Consider the following 18166-nt stretch of genomic DNA (forward strand, 5'->3'; position numbering starts at 1 on the left):
GGTTCAGGCCATTGCTTACTGCTTATAATTGTAAGGTTTCACTCCAAAACAGGCAAATAAAGGATCCTGATAATCAAGGCCAATTTTCACCAACCTTTCGGCAATTCGTAAACCCTGGTTGGCGATGTTGACAAAATAGATCAGGGCCTTTTTTTGTGTCAAAGAGCCAATTACATAACCACTGGCGGAGGGGCTTTTTGCCCATTGACAAAAAAAGTTGCCGGTTGCGGTATGTTGGATGGCCAACCCGGCCCCCCAGGAAACGGCACCAGGTTGACAGATATCGGTCGGAATCTGAGGCTTAACTATTGCACGGGTTGCGGTATCTGGTATGCCATTCATATCCATTAAGGCGACTACGAAACGGGCGTAATCTTCGGCGGTGGTACGAAGCGTATGCGCCACATTAGCAGCTTCTACCTCATCAGGAACCCGCTTCCCCGCCTGATCATACGAACTGGCATAGGAAAGTGAATCGGCAGGATGATACACATAACTGGAACTGTTCATGCCCAGGGGCTTGAAAACTATCTTCTGCATAAAGGTTTCAATCGCTTCCTGCGTAACATATTCAACGACATGCTGCAGGAGGTAATACCCTTCCCCCGAATAACTATATCGACTGCCCGGGGGAAACATGGTCGTTATCGGTTTGCCTTCTGATCGCCAGTTTGGTAAACCACTGGTGTGACTCAAAACCATTCGAGCTGTAATGAGCTTTATTTGCTCATCACTCATGTGACCCTTGAAGAATACTTTTTCCAAATGCGATTGAGGTACATAAGTGAGTAGTGGGGTATCTAACGCCAGTTTACCGGACTGACAAAGTTGCAGGACGGCATAAGCGAAAATGGGTTTTCCCAAGGATGCACCCCGAAATATAGTTGTTCTAGAGATGGGCTGCTTCTTCTCTTTATTTTTTACTCCGATCCCGTCGGTCCAGGTCACCTTGCCGTTTTCAATGAGCGCTATGGAAATGGCGGGAATGCCCGTACTGTCCATCATAGAGGGCAGAGCGGCTTTAAGCTGCCCCATTTTTGATTGTGCCAATAAAGAACTTTCCAAAAAGGAAGCTAAATACAGCATCAGGAAGCAGGCAGTGAACCGAATTGGAATTAATGCCATTGCATGTCTGGATTAAAGTAACTTAACTATACTTCAGGAAGACGGCCTGTTTATCAGCTAAATAGAGATACATATATTTCAAGCTTCACTAAAAGTTTTATGACCTTTCCTATTTCATAAACCGCTCTGATGTTTTGTTTCCATCCAGCTGGTTAGATGACTTCAATCAAACCGCTGTCTCAATCGATAATTAATGGTTGGTCGATGAAATTACCCAAATAAATCAATGAAACAACGATTGCTGGGGTCGGAATCACAGTAGCGACAAAAATCACCGAAAAAATCCCCGTTAAGAAGTCGGTATGGCTGGTAAGCCATACCAATTCAGTAAGAATGATCCGATGCAGAAGGTGATAATTGCGGAGGAAGATTGCCGCTTGATGGTACATCAACGCCCGGACCTCTTGGTTTTAAGAGAACCGGGCGCTAGTAAGAAATAGCCAATTTTCAATTTTTCGTCGTGCTTTTACTGAATACGGTTTTCAATGACCGACCCAACACCTGGTGATTACCTTTTCATAGGAAATCTCACCGAATGTGTACCAGTGGTTTGATTTCACTTAATCTTCGAAACGGTTTCATGCAAGATTGCAAGCCAATCGATTCTACACCTTGTTCACTTCCTTCCATTGTACTTCATGCGCCAGGCGATTCGTGAGCGATGCCTTTGCCGCTACTTTTCCGGCGGCCTCCCCCATCGCGACGGCGTTGCCCGTTACGCGGTAGCTCGCATGGGCAAAAAAATCACCGCTGATGCAGCGCCCGGCCATCATCAAACCGCCAACTTCACTGGCAATCAGTGAGCGCAACGGGATGTCGTAAGGCTGAACTTTAATGCCCTCGCTGCCATAGCCTTTATCGCCTTTGCCATCGACTGAGTGAATGTCCACGGCAAACTTCACCCGGCAAACTGCATCCTCAAACCGTGATCCTTTAATAAGGTCTTCCCGATTGACCGTATACAAGCCCTTGATCCGCCGACCTTCCCGCAGCCCAATTTGCTCCGAGGTGGCCACAATTCGTAAGTCACTCCAGATTCCACCTTTTTTTCGCAGCTTGTCCACCATGTTATAGACCTCCGACCGCGACTCCATCGTGGCCTGCGTAATATCCTGGGCATCCAGCGAATTCATGTTGTACTGGTGATTGGCCATCATCGCAAACAGGTCATCACGAATCAAAAACAGGGTGGGCATACCGTACGAGGGGTCCATGCCAACGCTCCGGATTTCTTCACGAAGGTTGATTTTGTGCTGAGATCCCTTCACCCCGGCCTGGCTAATCAGATTATGGCGCACCATGTCGTACTTGGTAATTCCGGTCAGAATGGCCATCATGGATGCGGGCTGCGCCAAACCGGTGGTGGGATGCCCCTTCACAAAGCTACAACCGGCCTGGGCTGCCAGGTCGCCATTGCCGGTGGTGTCGATGAAGGTCTTGGCCCGCCAGGCTTCGCGCCCCGACTGACTTTCGGTCACGATCGTTTCCAGCCGTTTTTTGCTGTTGGTATAAGCCGCTACGACGCGCGTGTGCAACCGGACATCCACTCCTGCATCCTTGCAAAGCTGGTCCAGAATCACCTTCATCGCTTCGGCGTCGTAATTGGTGGCCGACACCTGCGCCCCGGAACGGTTCAGGGCGTCGAGAATTTCCTGCATAATACCGCCCTTGTTCTCGTGTTCGATCAGGTTGCACAGCAAACCCGCCGTCCAGATCCCGCCCAGACAACCGTGGAACTCGATCAGCCGCGTTTTTGCGCCGTTCCGGGCCGAGGCAATGGCCGCAGCCACACCCGCCGGTCCGCCCCCGCAGACGATCACGTCGACATCTTCCACCACGGTCAGTTTTTTGGCGGGTTCCTGGAAAACAGACGCACCGCGTCTATTCGATTCGTTGCCCCAGGTTAGCCCGGTTGAGGAGGCTACCGGCAAGATTGAACCCATGATTCCGAGGCCCAACAATTCTCTTCTTTTCATGCTTTTAAGCTGTTTAGTTATACGAATCAGACCAGTTTATCATTGCTTTTTTTTGAATGGCCTCATTGGCCATATCGACCGAAACCGCAGACAGGTGCCCGGTTTCGGCGTTGGAGAACGGTTTTCGGTCCTCCCGGATGCACGCTGCAAAGTGCGTCAACGCGCCTTCCGTTGGAAGCACATCGTCTTTGGCCGGATTTTTTACCCGGATGGGCACGCCCTCGTGGTTATCCCAGGCCAGTTTGGTAGCACCCGACACCCCGTCGACGGCTTTTTCTGTCTCAGTATTTTCGGCATAAATCTTCGCCCGGTGGCCATTCTCGCCCATCACTTCCACCGATCCTTTATCGCCCAGAATCCGGATGGAATAGCCCTGCCAGGCATTCGTCGTCAGGGCCGTAAAGCTGGCTTTCACCCCTTTTGCATACTGCACCAGCAAATGAACATTATCGTAGGTGTCGCGACCATCTTTCCAATGATCGATGCCGCCCAGGCCGGTTATCATCTCCGGTTTGTCGTCGAGCAGCCAGTTGAGAATGTCCAGTTGGTGCGAGCAAAGTTCCGCCACCAGCCCTCCCGAGTATTTTTGATACATTCGCCAGTTGACCAGGTGTTCGAGGTCCGGATAATCGGCATTGCCCCGAAACGTCACGCCAGTCGGCAACGGCCGTCGCCAGTCGCCGTGACGGTTCCAGGTGCATTCCACCCGTTCGATCCGGCCACAGTACTCCTTCTCCAGCAGGAACTTGATCTCGGTATAAATCGGGTTGAATCGGTGCTGATAACCGACCTGAAAGACGTTCCGCGAGTTGGTTGCCAGTTGTCGCAGGGCCCGCGAATCGGCCCGGTTATGCGTCATCGTTTTTTCGCAATACACGTGTTTCCCGGCCTGTAAAGCGGCTTTGGCCATAGTGAAATGGAGAAAAAGGGGCGTCGCGATGATCACGGCCTGCACCTGATTGTCGTCCAGCAACCGGCGGTAGTCGTCATAAAACGCCAGCTTTTTCCCGATTTCGTTCTGACAAGCCGCGCTGTTGGTTTCCAGCAGATCGCAGCAGGCAACGATGTCGAAAACGGGCAAAGTTGAAGCGATTTTAGCCAGCCACTTCCCCCGGGCGCCCGCGCCGATGAGCCCCACCCGAATCGGATCGTCCGCGATCGGAACGACGAACGGGTGAGCGGACGGCCACGGTTGGGCCAACAGCCCGGCCCCCAAACCCATTTTTTTGACAAATGATCGCCTGTTCAATTCCATCGTGAAGCTGTTTTATCCTTTCGACAAAAGGTGTCCGCCCGTTTCACCGACCGGTTTTTGGAACACGACCCACTCGACGCTTCGGGTCAAAACCGTATCCCAACCCTTTGACTCATTTGGCCCAGAACAATTTGGTAGTTGGATCAAAAAGCGTCGTGAGTGTCACATTCTTAGGCACTTGCGGATTTCTGGTAATTTCCGAATCCGGATACGGCACCCGGTTGGCTAAACCGCTGGGGTCCGTGATGGGGATGAACAGCTCCCGGCGAACGTCGTTATAGGCCTCCAGCGGTTGGTCGTAAAACAGGTAAATGTACTTCTGCAACAGGATGTGCCGGAGCGTCAATTGCGCGGCCGTCGGCGAGACCTTCGGCAACGCCAGGTACGCATTGATCTTTTCGGTTGAAAGAGCGACAGCAGGATTGAAAAGTGCGGCCTGTTTCAGAGCCGTCTGCACGGCGGTTTGGTAAGCCGCATAAGCCGCTGTCCGGTTGTTCAGGCGAAACTGGGCTTCTGCTTCGATGAATTTCAGTTCCGCGTAGGTGGCAAGCGGCTGCGGGGAATTCAGCAGTTTTAAAACGGCGGGCTTTGAATAAAACCGCCCATCCAGCCGGGGTTCTCCAAAATCGCCACCGGCCAGTCCGTTCGGGGCCGGTTTGATGGCTCCGCTGATTCGCGAAAACCAGATCGCAGTGCGCGGATCATCTTCCACATTCGTGCCCGAACTGAACCACGCCAGCGCGTTGTAAATCCCGTTGCCCATCGCAAATTCGGGTTGGGCTTGCTGGGCCCCGGAATAAGGATTTTCGTAGTTGCGGTTATCGGCATACTGCTTAAACACAAACCCTTCCGTGTCGTTGGCAAACGACTTGTCGAGAAGACTCAGCACATTGTTCGCCGATCCGGCCGGGTCAACATTGCTCAGGCGATTGAACAACCTGATTTTTAAGGCATGGGCGTTTTTTTTCCAGTTGGCCAGGTTACCGGCAAAAACCAGGTCGTCGCTGCCCGGTTTGACCGCTGCGGTAGCTCCTTTGTCTAGGTTACCGATGGCTTCGTCCAGCATACTTTGCAGGTTTTTATAGACTTCTTGCGCATTGTCGAACTTCGGCTGCCGGATGACACCCGCCTGCAATGCTTCGCTCATCGGAATTTCGCCGTACAAATCGACCAGATTGGCGTAAGAGTAGGCCGTTAGAACGTCCGCGATACCCGCGTAGCCCCAGGCTTCGGCGGCAAGGGCCTTCTCCTTCATCAGTTTCATGTCATTCAGGGCCGCGTACGCCCCCGACCAGCCCCCCGAATTGTAAGAGGTCATGGTGTTATAAATGCCGCCCATGCCAAGAACGTTGGTATGGTGCTCGATGTAATAGGAAGTCAGTCGGTTGGACGAACTCCCCGCGACGGCTTTGACGTAACCCATCGTGGCCTGCGGCAAACGCGTATTGAGCGGAGCATCGTTCACCTGATTGGGGTTGCTGTCGATCTCATTCATGATGCTCTCCGAACAGGAACCCATCGTAGCCAGTAACATGGCAAGGGCGATCACTAATCTGTATAATTTCATGGTGTCCGGTTTTTAATTACAGAGAAATTTTAAGGCCGCCACCGAAGCTTCTGGTCTGCGGAGTAATACCGCTGCGACCGTATCCTGCGATATTGTTTCCTCCCTCACTGTAATTCACTTCAGGGTCGGAGAAAGCGTCGGAAATCAGGAATACGTTGCGGGCTGACAAATAGACCGACAGGGATTTCGCCCATTTCAAGCCCAGTTTTGAGACCGGTACCGCGTAATTCAGCGTCAACTCGCGCAACCGCACGAAGGAAGCATCCGACAACTGGGACTCATAGTTGGTCCACAACTGGCTGTAATACGGATATTCCTTCTTGATCTTGATCGTATTAGGGCCTTCCACTACCAATTGGGTGCCGTTCCAGCGTCCCTGCACACCTTCCAGCACGACGTCCTGCTCCCGATCCAGCGTTCCGACCGAAAGCCCCCGCCAGTTGGCTTCGGCCAAACCGTGGTTCCAGAACACGCCCCCCTGCCGCCAGTCGAGCTGGGCACTAAGGGATAAATTCTTGTACCGCAAGCTGTTGGAAATATTCAGTTCAAAATCCGGAACCGTGCTTCCAATTACCTTCAGGTTGTTGTCGGTTAATGGAAAACCGTAGGTCGATGATTTGGTGTCGTTGTTGATCACGAGCTGGCCGCTGGCCGGATCTCTCAGGTACGACCGGCCATAAATGGAGGGATACGCATACCCGGCTTCGGCCACAATGGGGTCGGATAAGACGATCCGATTGACACCCTCCGCCAGACTCTGTACCGTATTATCAAACGACGTAAAGTTAATCCCCAAATCCCAGGTGAAGGCCGCCGTCGTGACCGGAGTGATGCCCAGCACCACTTCATGGCCTTTGGATAGCATCGATCCGGCATTGCGGATTTCGGCCGAAGCACCGGTGGAAAGCGGCACCGGAACGCTGTAAATCTGTCCGTCGGATTTGGAATTGAAGTAGGTGTATTCCAGCGAAATCCGGTCATTAAAAAACTTCAGATCGGCCCCCAACTCAATGGTTTTCGTATTCTCCGGTCGCAGGTTGGGGTCAATTCGCGTCGAACTCTGCGTAAGGCCCGTCAGGCCGTTGAAGGGAAACACAAAACCGCCCGGGCTGCCTTTTACAAAACCGGCATTGTTGACATACACCGGTCCTACCTGCCCGACTTCGGCGTAGGACGCCCGTAATTTAATCAACGAAACCGTGCGTTTCTGAAAGGACAGGGCATCCGACAGGATGAAACTGCCGCCGATGGACGGATAAAAAAACGAGCGATTGCCGGTGGGCATGTTGGACGCTACGTCGTTGCGGCCCGATGCATTCAGGAAAAGAATCTTGTTCCACCCTAGACTCAGGTTGCCATAGAACCCCACCACCCGTTGTCTGGAAATCGAGTTGCTACCGACCACGTTGGTGGCGTTGTTGAGATTGGCCCAACCACCGGTTACAAAATCCGATCCTGCCGTCCGGTCATTGCTGCTGTTGATATCGTACAGTTCATTCCCCACGATGGCATTCAGATTCAGCTTTTCGCCGATATTCTTGTCGTAGGTCACAAACAGGTTGGAGTTGATCTGGTTCTGGCTGCTATTATTAATGGTCAGACTACCCCCGCTCGGCGGAAGGGTGCGCCCCCGCGTCGCCGTTCCCAATTCCTGAAAATCAACCTCTTTGTTGTTGAAATAATCGATTCCGACCCGGTACGTGACCGACAATTCCGGCCGGATGTCGTACCGCAACAGCAGGTTACCAAAGGTCCGGTTGGTTTTGTTCTGGCGCGAGTTGTGGTTCACCACCCAGTAGGGATTGTTCTGCCCGGCCCGGTAATACACCTGCTGGAACGGATTGGCAGGGCTTGCATAGCGCTTTCCTTTCAGGTTATAGGAAGGCGGCACGTCGGTAAGTCCCCGGAAATAGTTGTCGTTGCCCCCCAGCTCCGGGTAATCATCCACCGTCAAGTCCGAATAATTCAGGGAAAGTCCCACCGTTACGTTTTTGATTTTGGTCATTTCCCCGTTGAACTTGATGTTGTAGCGTTTCAGGCCGGAGCCCTCGACAATCCCGGTTTGGCTGGTTTGCCCCGCTCCGATCAGGAAATGGCCGTATTCCCCGCCGTCGGCCAGCGACAGGTTGTTGGAAACCGTATGCCCCCGCTGGTAAAAGTCCCGGTCATTGTCGTAGGCCCGGGCCACTTCCTGTTCCCCGAATTCATTGGTATAGGTACCGATGTCGCTGATTTTAGCGCCCCAGGTCCAGATCTGGTTCAAATCGAATTTTCCGTTCAAACCCTGGGAGTACACGTCCTGCATTTTGGGCAAACGGGCCACCTCGTCGACATTGAAATGGCTGTCGAAACTGATGGTTGGTTTGCCCGACCGCCCCCCGCTTTTCGTTTTGATTACCACCACACCGTTCGAAGCCCGCAGACCGTAGAGCGCCGAGGCCGCCGGTCCTTTTAAAATATTCATGGATTCGATATCGTTGGGATTCAGGTCATTGACCCTTACTCCACCCGCGACGGGCAGCCCATCGATAACGTACAGCGGCTGGTTATTACCCGTGATGGACCGGTTTCCCCGGATGGTGATCTGGGGTGCTTTGCCGGGCATGCCGCTGTTCAGCCGGACCGACACACCGGCCACTTTACCCTGCAGGCTATTTAGCACGTTGGGGTTTCCCACCGAGGTGAGCTGGGCGCCCTTTACCTCCTGCGTGGCATAAAACAAGGCTTTCTTTTCCCGTTCGATCCCAAAGGAAGTTACCACCACCTCATCCAGCGATTTCGCGTCTTCTTTCAGGGTCAGGTTGATGGCGGTTTGATTGCCGACGGTTATTTCCTGACTGACATACCCGACGTACGAAAACACCAGAACGGCGTTGCCATCCACCACCGATTGCCGGAATTTACCCTCCGAATCGGTGGTCGTCCCCTGCTGGCTTCCTTTCACCAGGATGCTGACGCCGGGCAAAGATTCGCCTTTCTCGTCCGTCACTCGCCCGGTGACGACCCGATCCACCCCCTTTTCGTGGTCCGGAAATTCAAGTGGATTGATGGATTCTACCTTCCCCTGCTCGCTTTTCAAGTCGCCGATGCGAGTTAAAATAATCTGGTTGGAATTAATAACCCTATAGTGTATACGTCGCGGAATCAACACCTGTTTCAGGACGTTATCGACGGTTTCTCCCTGGATCGTCAGGTTTAGTTTCTCGTCTAATTCGATGACACCTTTCTGGTACGAAAACACGACATCGACCTGCTGTTCGAGGCTACGCAGAAAAAGGCGGAGGTTGCTGTTTTTCAGGCTTAGATTAACGCGCTCCTTCAGTAGTTCCTGAGCCACAACGGGATAGGCTACTGCATTGCCGACAATCACGCCCACTAGGATCAATTGGGTTAAAGTGATTTTCATGAGCGCGAAAACCTCTTTTTTGGTAAAAGATTTTGACATACTTTTGACTGGTTTTGTTCTGATCAGGACAAGACAATTTCGATCAGCTACTGGAGCAGTGCTGGTTAAATTCGGGAGAAGGTGTTGGCGCATCTTCTCTTTTTTTGTTCGTGGGGTTTGAATGCTTTACTGCATAGGATTTCAGGATTTAGGATACAATGGGAAAAACGGAAAATTACGGGCAGCCCGTAGCCTCAATCACTAACTGAGCGTCCATTTCTTTATAGGTAGCCCCAATCGTTTGACAGATTACTTCCAGTTGGTCTTTCAGGGACTGGTTACTGAGTGTGGTCGTAATAATACAGTGCGAGAGCAGTTCTTCATCGTATAAAATATGGACGCCATACCGCTTCTCCAGGGTCTTTAAAACCGTGGTGGCCGGTACCTCCTCAAAATATTGCTTTTCACTGGCAGCAAGGGGTTGAACGGGCAGGGGGTCCGCGACCAGTTGTTTCGAAAGACTTTCAGTCTGGCGATTGAAGATAACCTGCTGATTAGGCAGCAGGACAAGGTTCTGCCGTTCATCACTGACTAACCGGATCGGTTTCTGGTTATAAACCGACACACGCCCGGTGCGTACTTTGACCTCCACCTGCTGATCATCGTCAAAGGCTTTAATGTCAAAACTTGTTCCAAGAACCTGGGTCACCAGCTCGTTGGCGTAGACATAAAACGGTTTTTTGGGATTGGGCGCAATTTGAAAAAAGGCTTCCCCGCTTAAAAACGTTTCGCGCGATTGGGCCGTAAAATGGGCGGGATAACTGAACCGGCTGTTCTTTTTCAGGTACACGACACTGCCGTCTTCAAGTCTGATTTCCAGGGGCGTATCATTTCGATTGACCTTCTCAATCAGCGAATTCTTTTCGGCAGCTTTCGTGACGAGCTTCGTGTAAACGGTTTTTGAAGTGGAATGATCCACCCATTTCCAGACAATAAAGAAAAGGGCGAAGGCGCACAAAACCGCCACGCTGGTCCACTGTCTTTTTCGGGGCCATGCCACCGGCGAATTTGCCTCGATGGTCGTTGACCGGATTCGTTGCCAGGTCTTCTCTTCATCGACGGGTAAGGCTCGGTTGGCCTCCGCCTGGTGAATTTGCTGGATGAGTTGAACCGCTTCCTGAATGATTGGCCGTTTGGCCGGATGATCCGTCCGCACCTGCTGCCAGTAGGCATCCTGTTCGTGATACAGAACCCACCGGACAAACGCGTCATCGTTCAAAAAATCCTGCAATGTAAACTCGTTGTACTGCATCGTTCACCCTTTAGGTCCCTCTCTACAATACAGAGTCACGTTTTTTTTGAAATTAATCAGTGAAATTGAAATATTTCTCGCTTTTTTATAAAAATCTTTTTTGGCCGCGAAAAAAGCCGGGGGTTTGAGGCTGCCTATAAATAGCTCATTTTCTGCCTGAAATTACACGCCCCAACCCCCTGAAGGGGGCTTTTGCCCACCGATTAATGCCCCCTTCAGAGGGTTGGGGGCGTGTAATTTCAGGTTTGACTGCCTCTTATGCGTTGGGCAAAGGGAATAAAAAAATCAGGAGAGAAAACACCCCCTTCAGGATAATCCGTAACATCGAATAGGCTTTAAAGAGGAGATTGCTGACGACCTGTTTGGAAACACCCATCAGCTCCGCCGACTGATCCAGGTTCATACCGTGATAAAAGCGAAGATTCACAGCCTCCTGCTGCCGTGGGCTCAATCGGGCAATGGCCCCCTGGATTTGGCGGGATCGGTCCAGCGCGGTTTCGTGCTCAACGGCCGCCTGCTCGTCTGAGAGGTGAACCAGGTAGTCCAGAAATTCATCAATGTCTTCGGCCTCGTCGAAAATGCTGTTGCGGGTATTGCGCTTCAGTTGATTGCGTAAAGCAGTTAATAAATAAAATTTCGGTTCTGTGATCGCGGCCAATTGAACTTTCCGACGCCAGAGGTACGTAAACAGGTCCTGAATGGCATCTTCCAGTAAGAGCGGATCGGGCGTCAATCGGGAACCGTAGCTAACCAGAATTTTAAAATAATGGCGGTAAAGAATCTCAAATGCCTGCTGATCGCCCTGGGCCAAAGCTTCCCAAAGGGCTTTCTCATTGGCGTTCTTAAACGAATCAGAGGCAGGCATACACGTTCCGGTTTAGGGCTGGCCAAACGGCAAAACGCTAAATTAAATAAAATTTATATAAAATATAATTTAATTGACTTATTGAAATAAAATGGAACGGCTGCATCGGCATGACCTGCCGGCTAATTTGCCAGATGTGGTTAAGGCGGTTCCTGTATTCAGAAGTAAAAAATCAGGAGTCTGTTCACCAAAAACAGGTTAATCTTTTGTGTTAGGCGAGGAAAGCGATCGTTGAAACCCGGTCAATTCGTTTTTATGGGAAACAGCTTTTCGTCTACTTCGGTACCCTGACCGGCTACCCGACACCAACCACCCGCCATCTTGTGATAAACTTCCAATCGTCTTACCTTCAAATTCACATCGTGGCCGTCTACCACCAGTTGGACGTTGGCCAGAAAATTAACCACCGCCATTTTGCCCTCGTAGATGCGGATAAATTCATGGCCGGGTATTGGCCGAACGGATTTAAAAACCACTTTTTCTTTCGTCTGTACCCCCTGCCATTGTTGATGGGAAAACGAAATATCACCTTTAGGGCCAACCGCGATGAAGTCATTGCAGTCAATAGGAACATCTGGTTTGCGATGACGCATGAGTTCCCTGATTTCCTGCCTTTCTTTCGGATAGCTGGTTGTATCGATCTGGGCAAAGGCATGGTAGCTGCCCAGCATTACCAGGAACAGGACGAGTATTCGTTTCATACAGGAGTCGTTTTTCTCAAAGTTAAAGGTAACAAGGGAAACCTTTCCTTAAACCGACACTTTTTGAACGAATTAATGATTTTACGCCAGAATCTGCCGTCTCTTTTTAGGCCAATTATGTGGATAAGAGCCATGAACAATCCTTCGTCTCGCGTAAAAGCTTTATTTGAGAACAAACCTCAACGGGAGGCCGCTCAGATATAGCGGAGCCAAACCTGCTCTTTACGACGCTCCTTGTAGGCTCCGTACCTTTTACAAATCGGGTACATCACCAGGACAATCAGAATCCAAATCAAATAAATAGACCATAACTCAAGACCGCTGCCCGTCTTGGGCCGACCGAAGTTTGCGCCGAATTCCAGCTCTGAAGGTTTGAATCCCTGCAGAAAGACCATCACAAAAACCAGTGGATGGATCAGGTACCAGTGCAGCAGAAAATAGAACAGTGGCGTTTTTCCGTACACAATCAAAATTAACGCCCATTTATTTGTCAGACCCTGAAACACCGAAAGTAGCAGAAACATGATCCCCAGAAAAAGAAGGCAGAATTGCAGCGATGGAGGATATTTGGTCACGTTGACGAACGATAATAACGTGAAAACCGGATTTTTTTGGGCAGACCAGTTAATCGGATCACCATACAGGTTAGCTACCCGTAAAAAAGTAAATAAGCCCAATGAGAGTAAACCGGTTTTTAGAAAAACCCTTCGTTGAACCTTCTCGGGTGACGCGAACAGATAGCCCGCTCCGTATCCGATTAGCAGAATGCCGAGCCAGGGTATCGGCGGATAGGCGACCAGAAAGAGTTTCCCGGTTGCATAAGGAAAAACCGTGGGGGAGAAAAGTGAAAGCAGCACTTTTAAAAGTACGTTTTCCGGAACCGGGATCAAGGTAACTAACCCATGAAGAGCGACGATGAAACCGCCCATCAACCCAATTGTCCGGGAAGGCAATGGCAATAACATGCTGATAATCAGAAATCCTACGCCAATCGCGGCAATTACCTCAAAAATAAGAACGTTGAAGTTCAGGTCGAACCACAGGCCGAAATTGACTACACTGAATTCCAGGAGTATTAGCCAGATGCCCCTTGAAAGAAGGAAGCGCCTGGTACCGGCCCGATCATTTTTAGCCTTCATAGATAGAAAAGCCGAGGTGCCGGAAAGGAACACAAAAGTCGGCGCACATAAATAGGTGACCCAGCGGGTAAAAAATAACGCCGGTGTGGTGGTGGTCAGGTCCGTAGGTGACTGCGATAGCGAGCTTGTATGCAACAAATCCCGAACGTGATCCAATGCCATGATGATCATGACCAGACCGCGCATCACATCAATGCTGTTATTTCGTTTCATGTTTCCCGGTAGTTCGTTGATCCATCCGATGGGTAGATTCATTGCCCCAGTGTTCAATGTCCTCTACCCATTTCTGCCGCTTCATCGTAAGGCCGATCAGGAGCGCCACCCCGCTGTAAGCCAGCGCATCAAACGCACTGGCCAGGAGATTGCCCCGGTTACCAACCGGATCCGAATGAGCGCCGGGGACATGCACCAGCCAAAACCATAAAAAGATCATCAGCGAGAGCAACAGGGCGATGATCCGGATTCGTATTCCCAACATAATGGCTATGCCGGAAGCGACTAAGGCTATTCCCGTCAGGTTGACCCAGAACAGGGGGTTGGCCATCCAATCGGGAACGGTTTTGACCAGAAACTCCGCATAAATAATATGGGAGACCCCGAAGCTGGTCATGGTATAGAGGAAAAACAGATTGCCATAGGGCATGATTTTTTCTAAAACTGCCAGCCGCCCATTTAATGGCGTCTCAAACGAATAGGCGACCACAAAGGCTCCACCAGCCAGGGCCAGCTCCTTCAACGGGGCCGTCCACAAGCCCAGGTGATACAGTTTATTGGGTTCCGAAATGAGCTCGTAGGTCAGATGGGTTCCCAGGAAAAGCGTCAGCCAGACAGCCCCCAGCAGCAAAGCCGCTTTTTTTCCACTTCCAGATCCAACCACGAAAGCGCCCGTGATGATCAGATAGAGTCCGAAAAGGGAAGCGAGCATACGCAGGAAAGGAAGGTGATGCTGATAGACCGAAAAAAATACATCCCGGAAGCTGCCAAAATAAACTTGTTGACAACCGTACACAAAAAGAGCAATCGCATAGAAGGCCCGGCCGATCCGTACCAGTAGTCTCATGGTGATTCGGGTAGTTATTGAGGTAGGCTCAAAAATAGCCACAAGTCGTCACCCGCCGATTTATTGTCTGTACACAACCCCATTCATCTGTATTCACCGTTTACCGAAAAAAAAGGTCGTTGATCGAAAATCGAGAACCGCATCCGCTCTCCAACCGTTAAAACGCTTACCTTGGTTCGAGATGGCGAACAAATGAACTTCAATCGGGACCTTGCATTTAATACCGTTTTCTGGCTGCTGTATTTTCTCTACCAGTGGCTAGGTCTGGCGTCTTTGTATGGCGATTATGACAGCTACTTTATCAACGCCTGCATGGCCCTGCCCGTCGCCTTCCTCTTTTCCTGGCTGACCGTTCATTTTTTCATTAAGAAGCGGTTGGCCCAAACCGGTAAAGCAACCGAATGGGTGTATCTGGTTCTCGGCTCTCTTTTTTTGCTGGCAATCAGGCGGTGTATCAATTATTATCTTATTTATCCGAAATACTTTCCCCAGGCCCAGCATATGCCGTTGCTTTCGGCGGGAAAAATGCTGGTCGAGCTGGTCAACCTCTACACAATTACCGGTTTATATGCTTTGTACTATTTTATCCGGTCCTGGTATGAGGAACGTTTTCGGGTTCAGCAGTTGGTACAGCAGACAACCAAGGCGGAACTAGACCTGCTGAAAGCGCAGGTTCAGCCCCACTTTGTGTTCAACACCTTGAATAACATGTATGCAACTGCTTTGAAAACCAGTCCGGAGATGGCATCGCTGATTGCTCATCTGTCGGGTTTTCTGGCGTACAATTTGTACGAATCCAATCAGGTGACGGTGCCCTTAGCGACGGAGGTTTCCTATATTGAACATTACATCGAACTCCAAAAAAACAGGTTTGGTCCTAAACTGGATGTAGCCATTAATATTTATTCCCCCATCGATGATCTCCGGATCGCCCCATTACTCCTGTTGCCTTTGGTGGAAAACAGCTTTAAGCATGGCGTAGCCAGCTCGCCGGGATTCAGCTGGGTTCGGGTCGATATTTCCAGACGGCCCGGCCAGTTTTCGGTTAAGATCGCCAACAGCAAGGACGAACAGGGCCCGATTCCGGCATCCGCTAACGGAGGCATTGGCCTGGCGAATGTAAAAAAGCGGTTGTCATTGATTTATCCCGATGGACATGATCTCGCGATTATTGACGAGTGCCATTCGTATCTGATTAGTTTAACGATAAAAACGTTGAAAAATGACGAACTGCTTAATCGTTGATGATGAAGCCCCGGCCAGGGCGCTCCTCATCCAGCACCTTTCAACGCTGAGCGGTTTTACAGTTTTAGCCGCCCTGGACAACGCGGTCGACGCGTTCACCTTTTTGCAGACACACCCGGTTGACCTGGCTTTCCTGGATATTCAGCTACCCAAACTGTCCGGGCTTGATTTGATACGTTCCTTGAAGACCCGCCCGAAAATCATTCTAACGACGGCCTACCGCGAGTACGCGGCCACCGCCTTTGACCTGGATGTTTTAGATTACCTGGTGAAACCGATCACCCAGGAACGATTCATGCGGGCCGTTTCCAAGTATATGCAGCTTCAAAATATCCCGGATATTCCTGTCCAGATTGCCAGCCGTTATGAGGAGACATATATGTTTTTTAAGGTTGGCCGCGATCAAACAAAAATTTTCCTGAAGGACATCATTTTTATGGAAGGGTTTGCCGATTACATCAAGGTGCATACGAAAGACAAGGCGTACATAGCGTCCGAAAAATTAGGGTATATGGAGGAGAAACTGCCTGAGGACAAGTTCATTCGGGTGCATAAATCATTTATCATTGCCTGGGATAAACTCATCAGTTACAACGCGGATCAGGTAAATCTCGTTAACCAAACTCTTCCGCTGGGCCGCTTATACAAAGGTGCATTTTTCCGAAAGATCCAGAGTGGCCATATACGTCTGTCTTAGCACTTTCTGCATTCCGTTTGCTGGTCGATGAACTGCCGAATTGGCGAAATCGGTAGTGGCTTCCCGTTTTAGATTAATTAACTTATTTAAACCGGTTTTGCCAACGAATTGCGTTAGTTTGGGGTCGTCAGAAAAAGCAAGCTACCTCCCACTGATGAAAAACATGGTTCGTCTCTATTCGCTCGTTCTGATTACGCTTTTTTCAGCTTGTTCCAAAGACAGTCTGAAACCGGATTTTATTACCATGCAGGTGGCTGACCATCAGCAGGATTGCGTTGGCGTTGGCCCTCAAAAATGTTTATTGGTAAAAATTGACGGGGAAGCGAACTGGACCTATTTTTACTCCGGAATTGAGGGATTTACGTACAAAAGCGGTTTTGAATACAAACTCAGTGTCAAACGCGAGCAGATCAAAAATCCGCCCCAGGACGGGTCCAGCCTTCGTTACACGCTGGTGAGGGTCATTGAAAAGATCAAAACCTAAACAGCTTTTATGATGAAAACCGCTACCGTTGTAGCTCTTTTGCTTTTCGGCACACTGGTCGCGAACGCCCAACGCTGGCAGGGGCAGGTCGGCACCAACCTGGCGACATGGCCAGGCCGCTCGCTGGAACTCACGAGTGCCTGGAGCCCCAATTTGAATCGCTGGGCGCTGACCTTCCACGCGGGTTATTCCTACAAAAACGCCTGGAGTGCCATGCCTTCCGGTTTAATGTGCGACTGCGGAATAGAAGACCTGAAGACATCGGGGGCGTTTTTCAAAGCCGGTTACCGGTTTGACCCGATTCGCCAGTCCGGGCGAGCCACCAAGGTTGGTTTCCCGATTGGCGTCAACCTCATCGGCTCGCAGTATCGGCAGGAAGGAACCATCGAGTCGTTTCCGAGTGGCACTTCGATTTATCGATCCGAATCGGTTAGCGGTTTTCTGATGGGCCTCGGGCTGACTGCCGCCATGAATATCCGGTTTTCGGACCGCTGGAACCTCGATCTGGGCATCCAGAAATTCTTCGCTTTTCGGAATCGAACCGATTATTTTCTTTTCAAATCCTTCAGGTCGCACCAACCAGGTGTCGGTTTGCTAAACTCGAAAAATTCCTGGCCCGGTTTGCAGGGAATTGTCGGGCTGAATTACCGGCTGGGGCGGTTGTAGAGACAAATGACTGGTTTTCTGTGTTGTTAAGCTATCTTTGTTTAAAATCAGCCATTCGGTATGAAAACGACTATTGAGTTAAACGACAAGCTGGTGCAGGAAACTATGCAACTCAGCCACATTCATACCCCCGAAGATTTGATCCGTACAGCTTTGTATGAATTCCTGCGAAAATTAAAAAAACGCGAATTAGCGGGCATGCGCGGAGCCATACAATGGGAAGGCAATTTAGATCAGATGCGCACCTCCGTTGATGAATGATTTGCTGTTCGATAGTTCGGTGTGGATTGATTATTTCAGAAAAATCGAAAGTCCGCAAACGGACCTGCTGCATACCGCCCTCCTTTCGGATTGGACGGTTTGGCATTGTCCAACCATTCGGCAAGAAGTTTTGCAAGGTGTAAAGCTTCCTGAAGAATTATCCCGTGTTCAGGATAATTTCGATTTTTTGGAACGATTGGAAGTTGATCCTTATTTAATGGCCGATAAAGCTGCCCGAATATATCGGTTTCTCCGCAAACAAGGCGTAACCATTCGTAAACCAAATGATTGCCTGATTGCTGCCTACGCCATTCAATTCAATCTCAAAGTAGTTCATAGCGACGTCGATTTTGACCGGATAGCGCAGTATTCGTTGGATCAGGATGGGATTTTGCAGATCTGGTCTGAATAGTTACCACCCCGTTTTT

At 50.3% G+C, this 18166-nt stretch carries 16 protein-coding genes; 6 read left to right on the forward strand and 10 right to left on the reverse strand.

Annotated elements, in window-relative coordinates:
* Window positions 1–15: 15 nt before the first annotated feature.
* From GJJ30_RS16385 to GJJ30_RS16430, 10 genes are all read right to left on the reverse strand, one after another.
* Entirely contained in the window at window positions 16–1125 is a 1110-nt protein-coding gene (locus GJJ30_RS16385) for a serine hydrolase domain-containing protein (RefSeq protein WP_154176239.1), read from the reverse strand.
* 605 nt (window positions 1126–1730) lie between these two features.
* Window positions 1731–3101, reverse strand: a complete 1371-nt coding sequence (locus GJJ30_RS16390) for an FAD-dependent oxidoreductase (RefSeq protein WP_154176240.1) — start codon at window positions 3099–3101, stop codon at window positions 1731–1733.
* Between the two features lie 13 nt (window positions 3102–3114).
* Window positions 3115–4356: a Gfo/Idh/MocA family protein gene (locus tag GJJ30_RS16395; RefSeq protein WP_154176241.1), complete on the reverse strand. Its 1242-nt coding sequence runs from the start codon at window positions 4354–4356 to the stop codon at window positions 3115–3117.
* 112 nt (window positions 4357–4468) lie between these two features.
* Window positions 4469–5923: a SusD/RagB family nutrient-binding outer membrane lipoprotein gene (locus tag GJJ30_RS16400; protein ID WP_154176242.1), complete on the reverse strand. Its 1455-nt coding sequence runs from the start codon at window positions 5921–5923 to the stop codon at window positions 4469–4471.
* A gap of 16 nt (window positions 5924–5939) precedes the next feature.
* Entirely contained in the window at window positions 5940–9368 is a 3429-nt protein-coding gene (locus GJJ30_RS16405; protein WP_170299206.1) for a SusC/RagA family TonB-linked outer membrane protein, read from the reverse strand.
* Window positions 9369–9543: 175 nt separating this feature from the next.
* Complete coding sequence (locus GJJ30_RS16410; protein WP_154176244.1) at window positions 9544–10620, reverse strand: FecR family protein; 1077 nt, start codon at window positions 10618–10620, stop codon at window positions 9544–9546.
* A gap of 256 nt (window positions 10621–10876) precedes the next feature.
* Complete coding sequence (locus tag GJJ30_RS16415; protein WP_154176245.1) at window positions 10877–11485, reverse strand: RNA polymerase sigma factor; 609 nt, start codon at window positions 11483–11485, stop codon at window positions 10877–10879.
* Between the two features lie 242 nt (window positions 11486–11727).
* Window positions 11728–12186: a hypothetical protein gene (locus GJJ30_RS16420; protein WP_154176246.1), complete on the reverse strand. Its 459-nt coding sequence runs from the start codon at window positions 12184–12186 to the stop codon at window positions 11728–11730.
* 194 nt (window positions 12187–12380) lie between these two features.
* A complete protein-coding gene (locus tag GJJ30_RS16425; protein ID WP_154176247.1) occupies window positions 12381–13538 on the reverse strand; it encodes an acetyltransferase domain-containing protein in 1158 nt (385 codons plus the stop codon).
* Window positions 13525–14385, reverse strand: coding sequence for a hypothetical protein (locus tag GJJ30_RS16430; RefSeq protein ID WP_154176248.1), 861 nt, complete (start codon window positions 14383–14385; stop codon window positions 13525–13527). The genes GJJ30_RS16425 and GJJ30_RS16430 overlap by 14 nt, the downstream gene beginning before the upstream one ends.
* A gap of 192 nt (window positions 14386–14577) precedes the next feature.
* Between GJJ30_RS16430 and GJJ30_RS16435 the strand changes: the two genes are divergently transcribed.
* From GJJ30_RS16435 to vapC, 6 genes are all read left to right on the forward strand, one after another.
* A complete protein-coding gene (locus GJJ30_RS16435; protein WP_154176249.1) occupies window positions 14578–15630 on the forward strand; it encodes a sensor histidine kinase in 1053 nt (350 codons plus the stop codon).
* Window positions 15608–16327, forward strand: a complete 720-nt coding sequence (locus GJJ30_RS16440; protein ID WP_154176250.1) for a LytR/AlgR family response regulator transcription factor — start codon at window positions 15608–15610, stop codon at window positions 16325–16327. Before GJJ30_RS16435 ends, GJJ30_RS16440 begins: the two co-directional genes overlap by 23 nt.
* A 154-nt stretch (window positions 16328–16481) precedes the next feature.
* Window positions 16482–16811: a DUF4377 domain-containing protein gene (locus tag GJJ30_RS16445; RefSeq protein ID WP_154176251.1), complete on the forward strand. Its 330-nt coding sequence runs from the start codon at window positions 16482–16484 to the stop codon at window positions 16809–16811.
* Window positions 16812–16820: 9 nt separating this feature from the next.
* Window positions 16821–17477, forward strand: a complete 657-nt coding sequence (locus GJJ30_RS16450; RefSeq protein ID WP_154176252.1) for a DUF3575 domain-containing protein — start codon at window positions 16821–16823, stop codon at window positions 17475–17477.
* A gap of 60 nt (window positions 17478–17537) precedes the next feature.
* On the forward strand, window positions 17538–17738 hold the full coding sequence (locus tag GJJ30_RS16455; protein ID WP_154176253.1) for a type II toxin-antitoxin system VapB family antitoxin: 201 nt from the start codon (window positions 17538–17540) through the stop codon (window positions 17736–17738).
* Window positions 17731–18150: a type II toxin-antitoxin system VapC family toxin gene (gene vapC / locus GJJ30_RS16460; RefSeq protein WP_154176254.1), complete on the forward strand. Its 420-nt coding sequence runs from the start codon at window positions 17731–17733 to the stop codon at window positions 18148–18150. Before GJJ30_RS16455 ends, vapC begins: the two co-directional genes overlap by 8 nt.
* The last annotated feature ends 16 nt before the right edge of the window (window positions 18151–18166 follow it).

Source organism: Larkinella terrae (genome assembly GCF_009668025.1).
Classification (GTDB): domain Bacteria; phylum Bacteroidota; class Bacteroidia; order Cytophagales; family Spirosomataceae; genus Larkinella; species Larkinella terrae.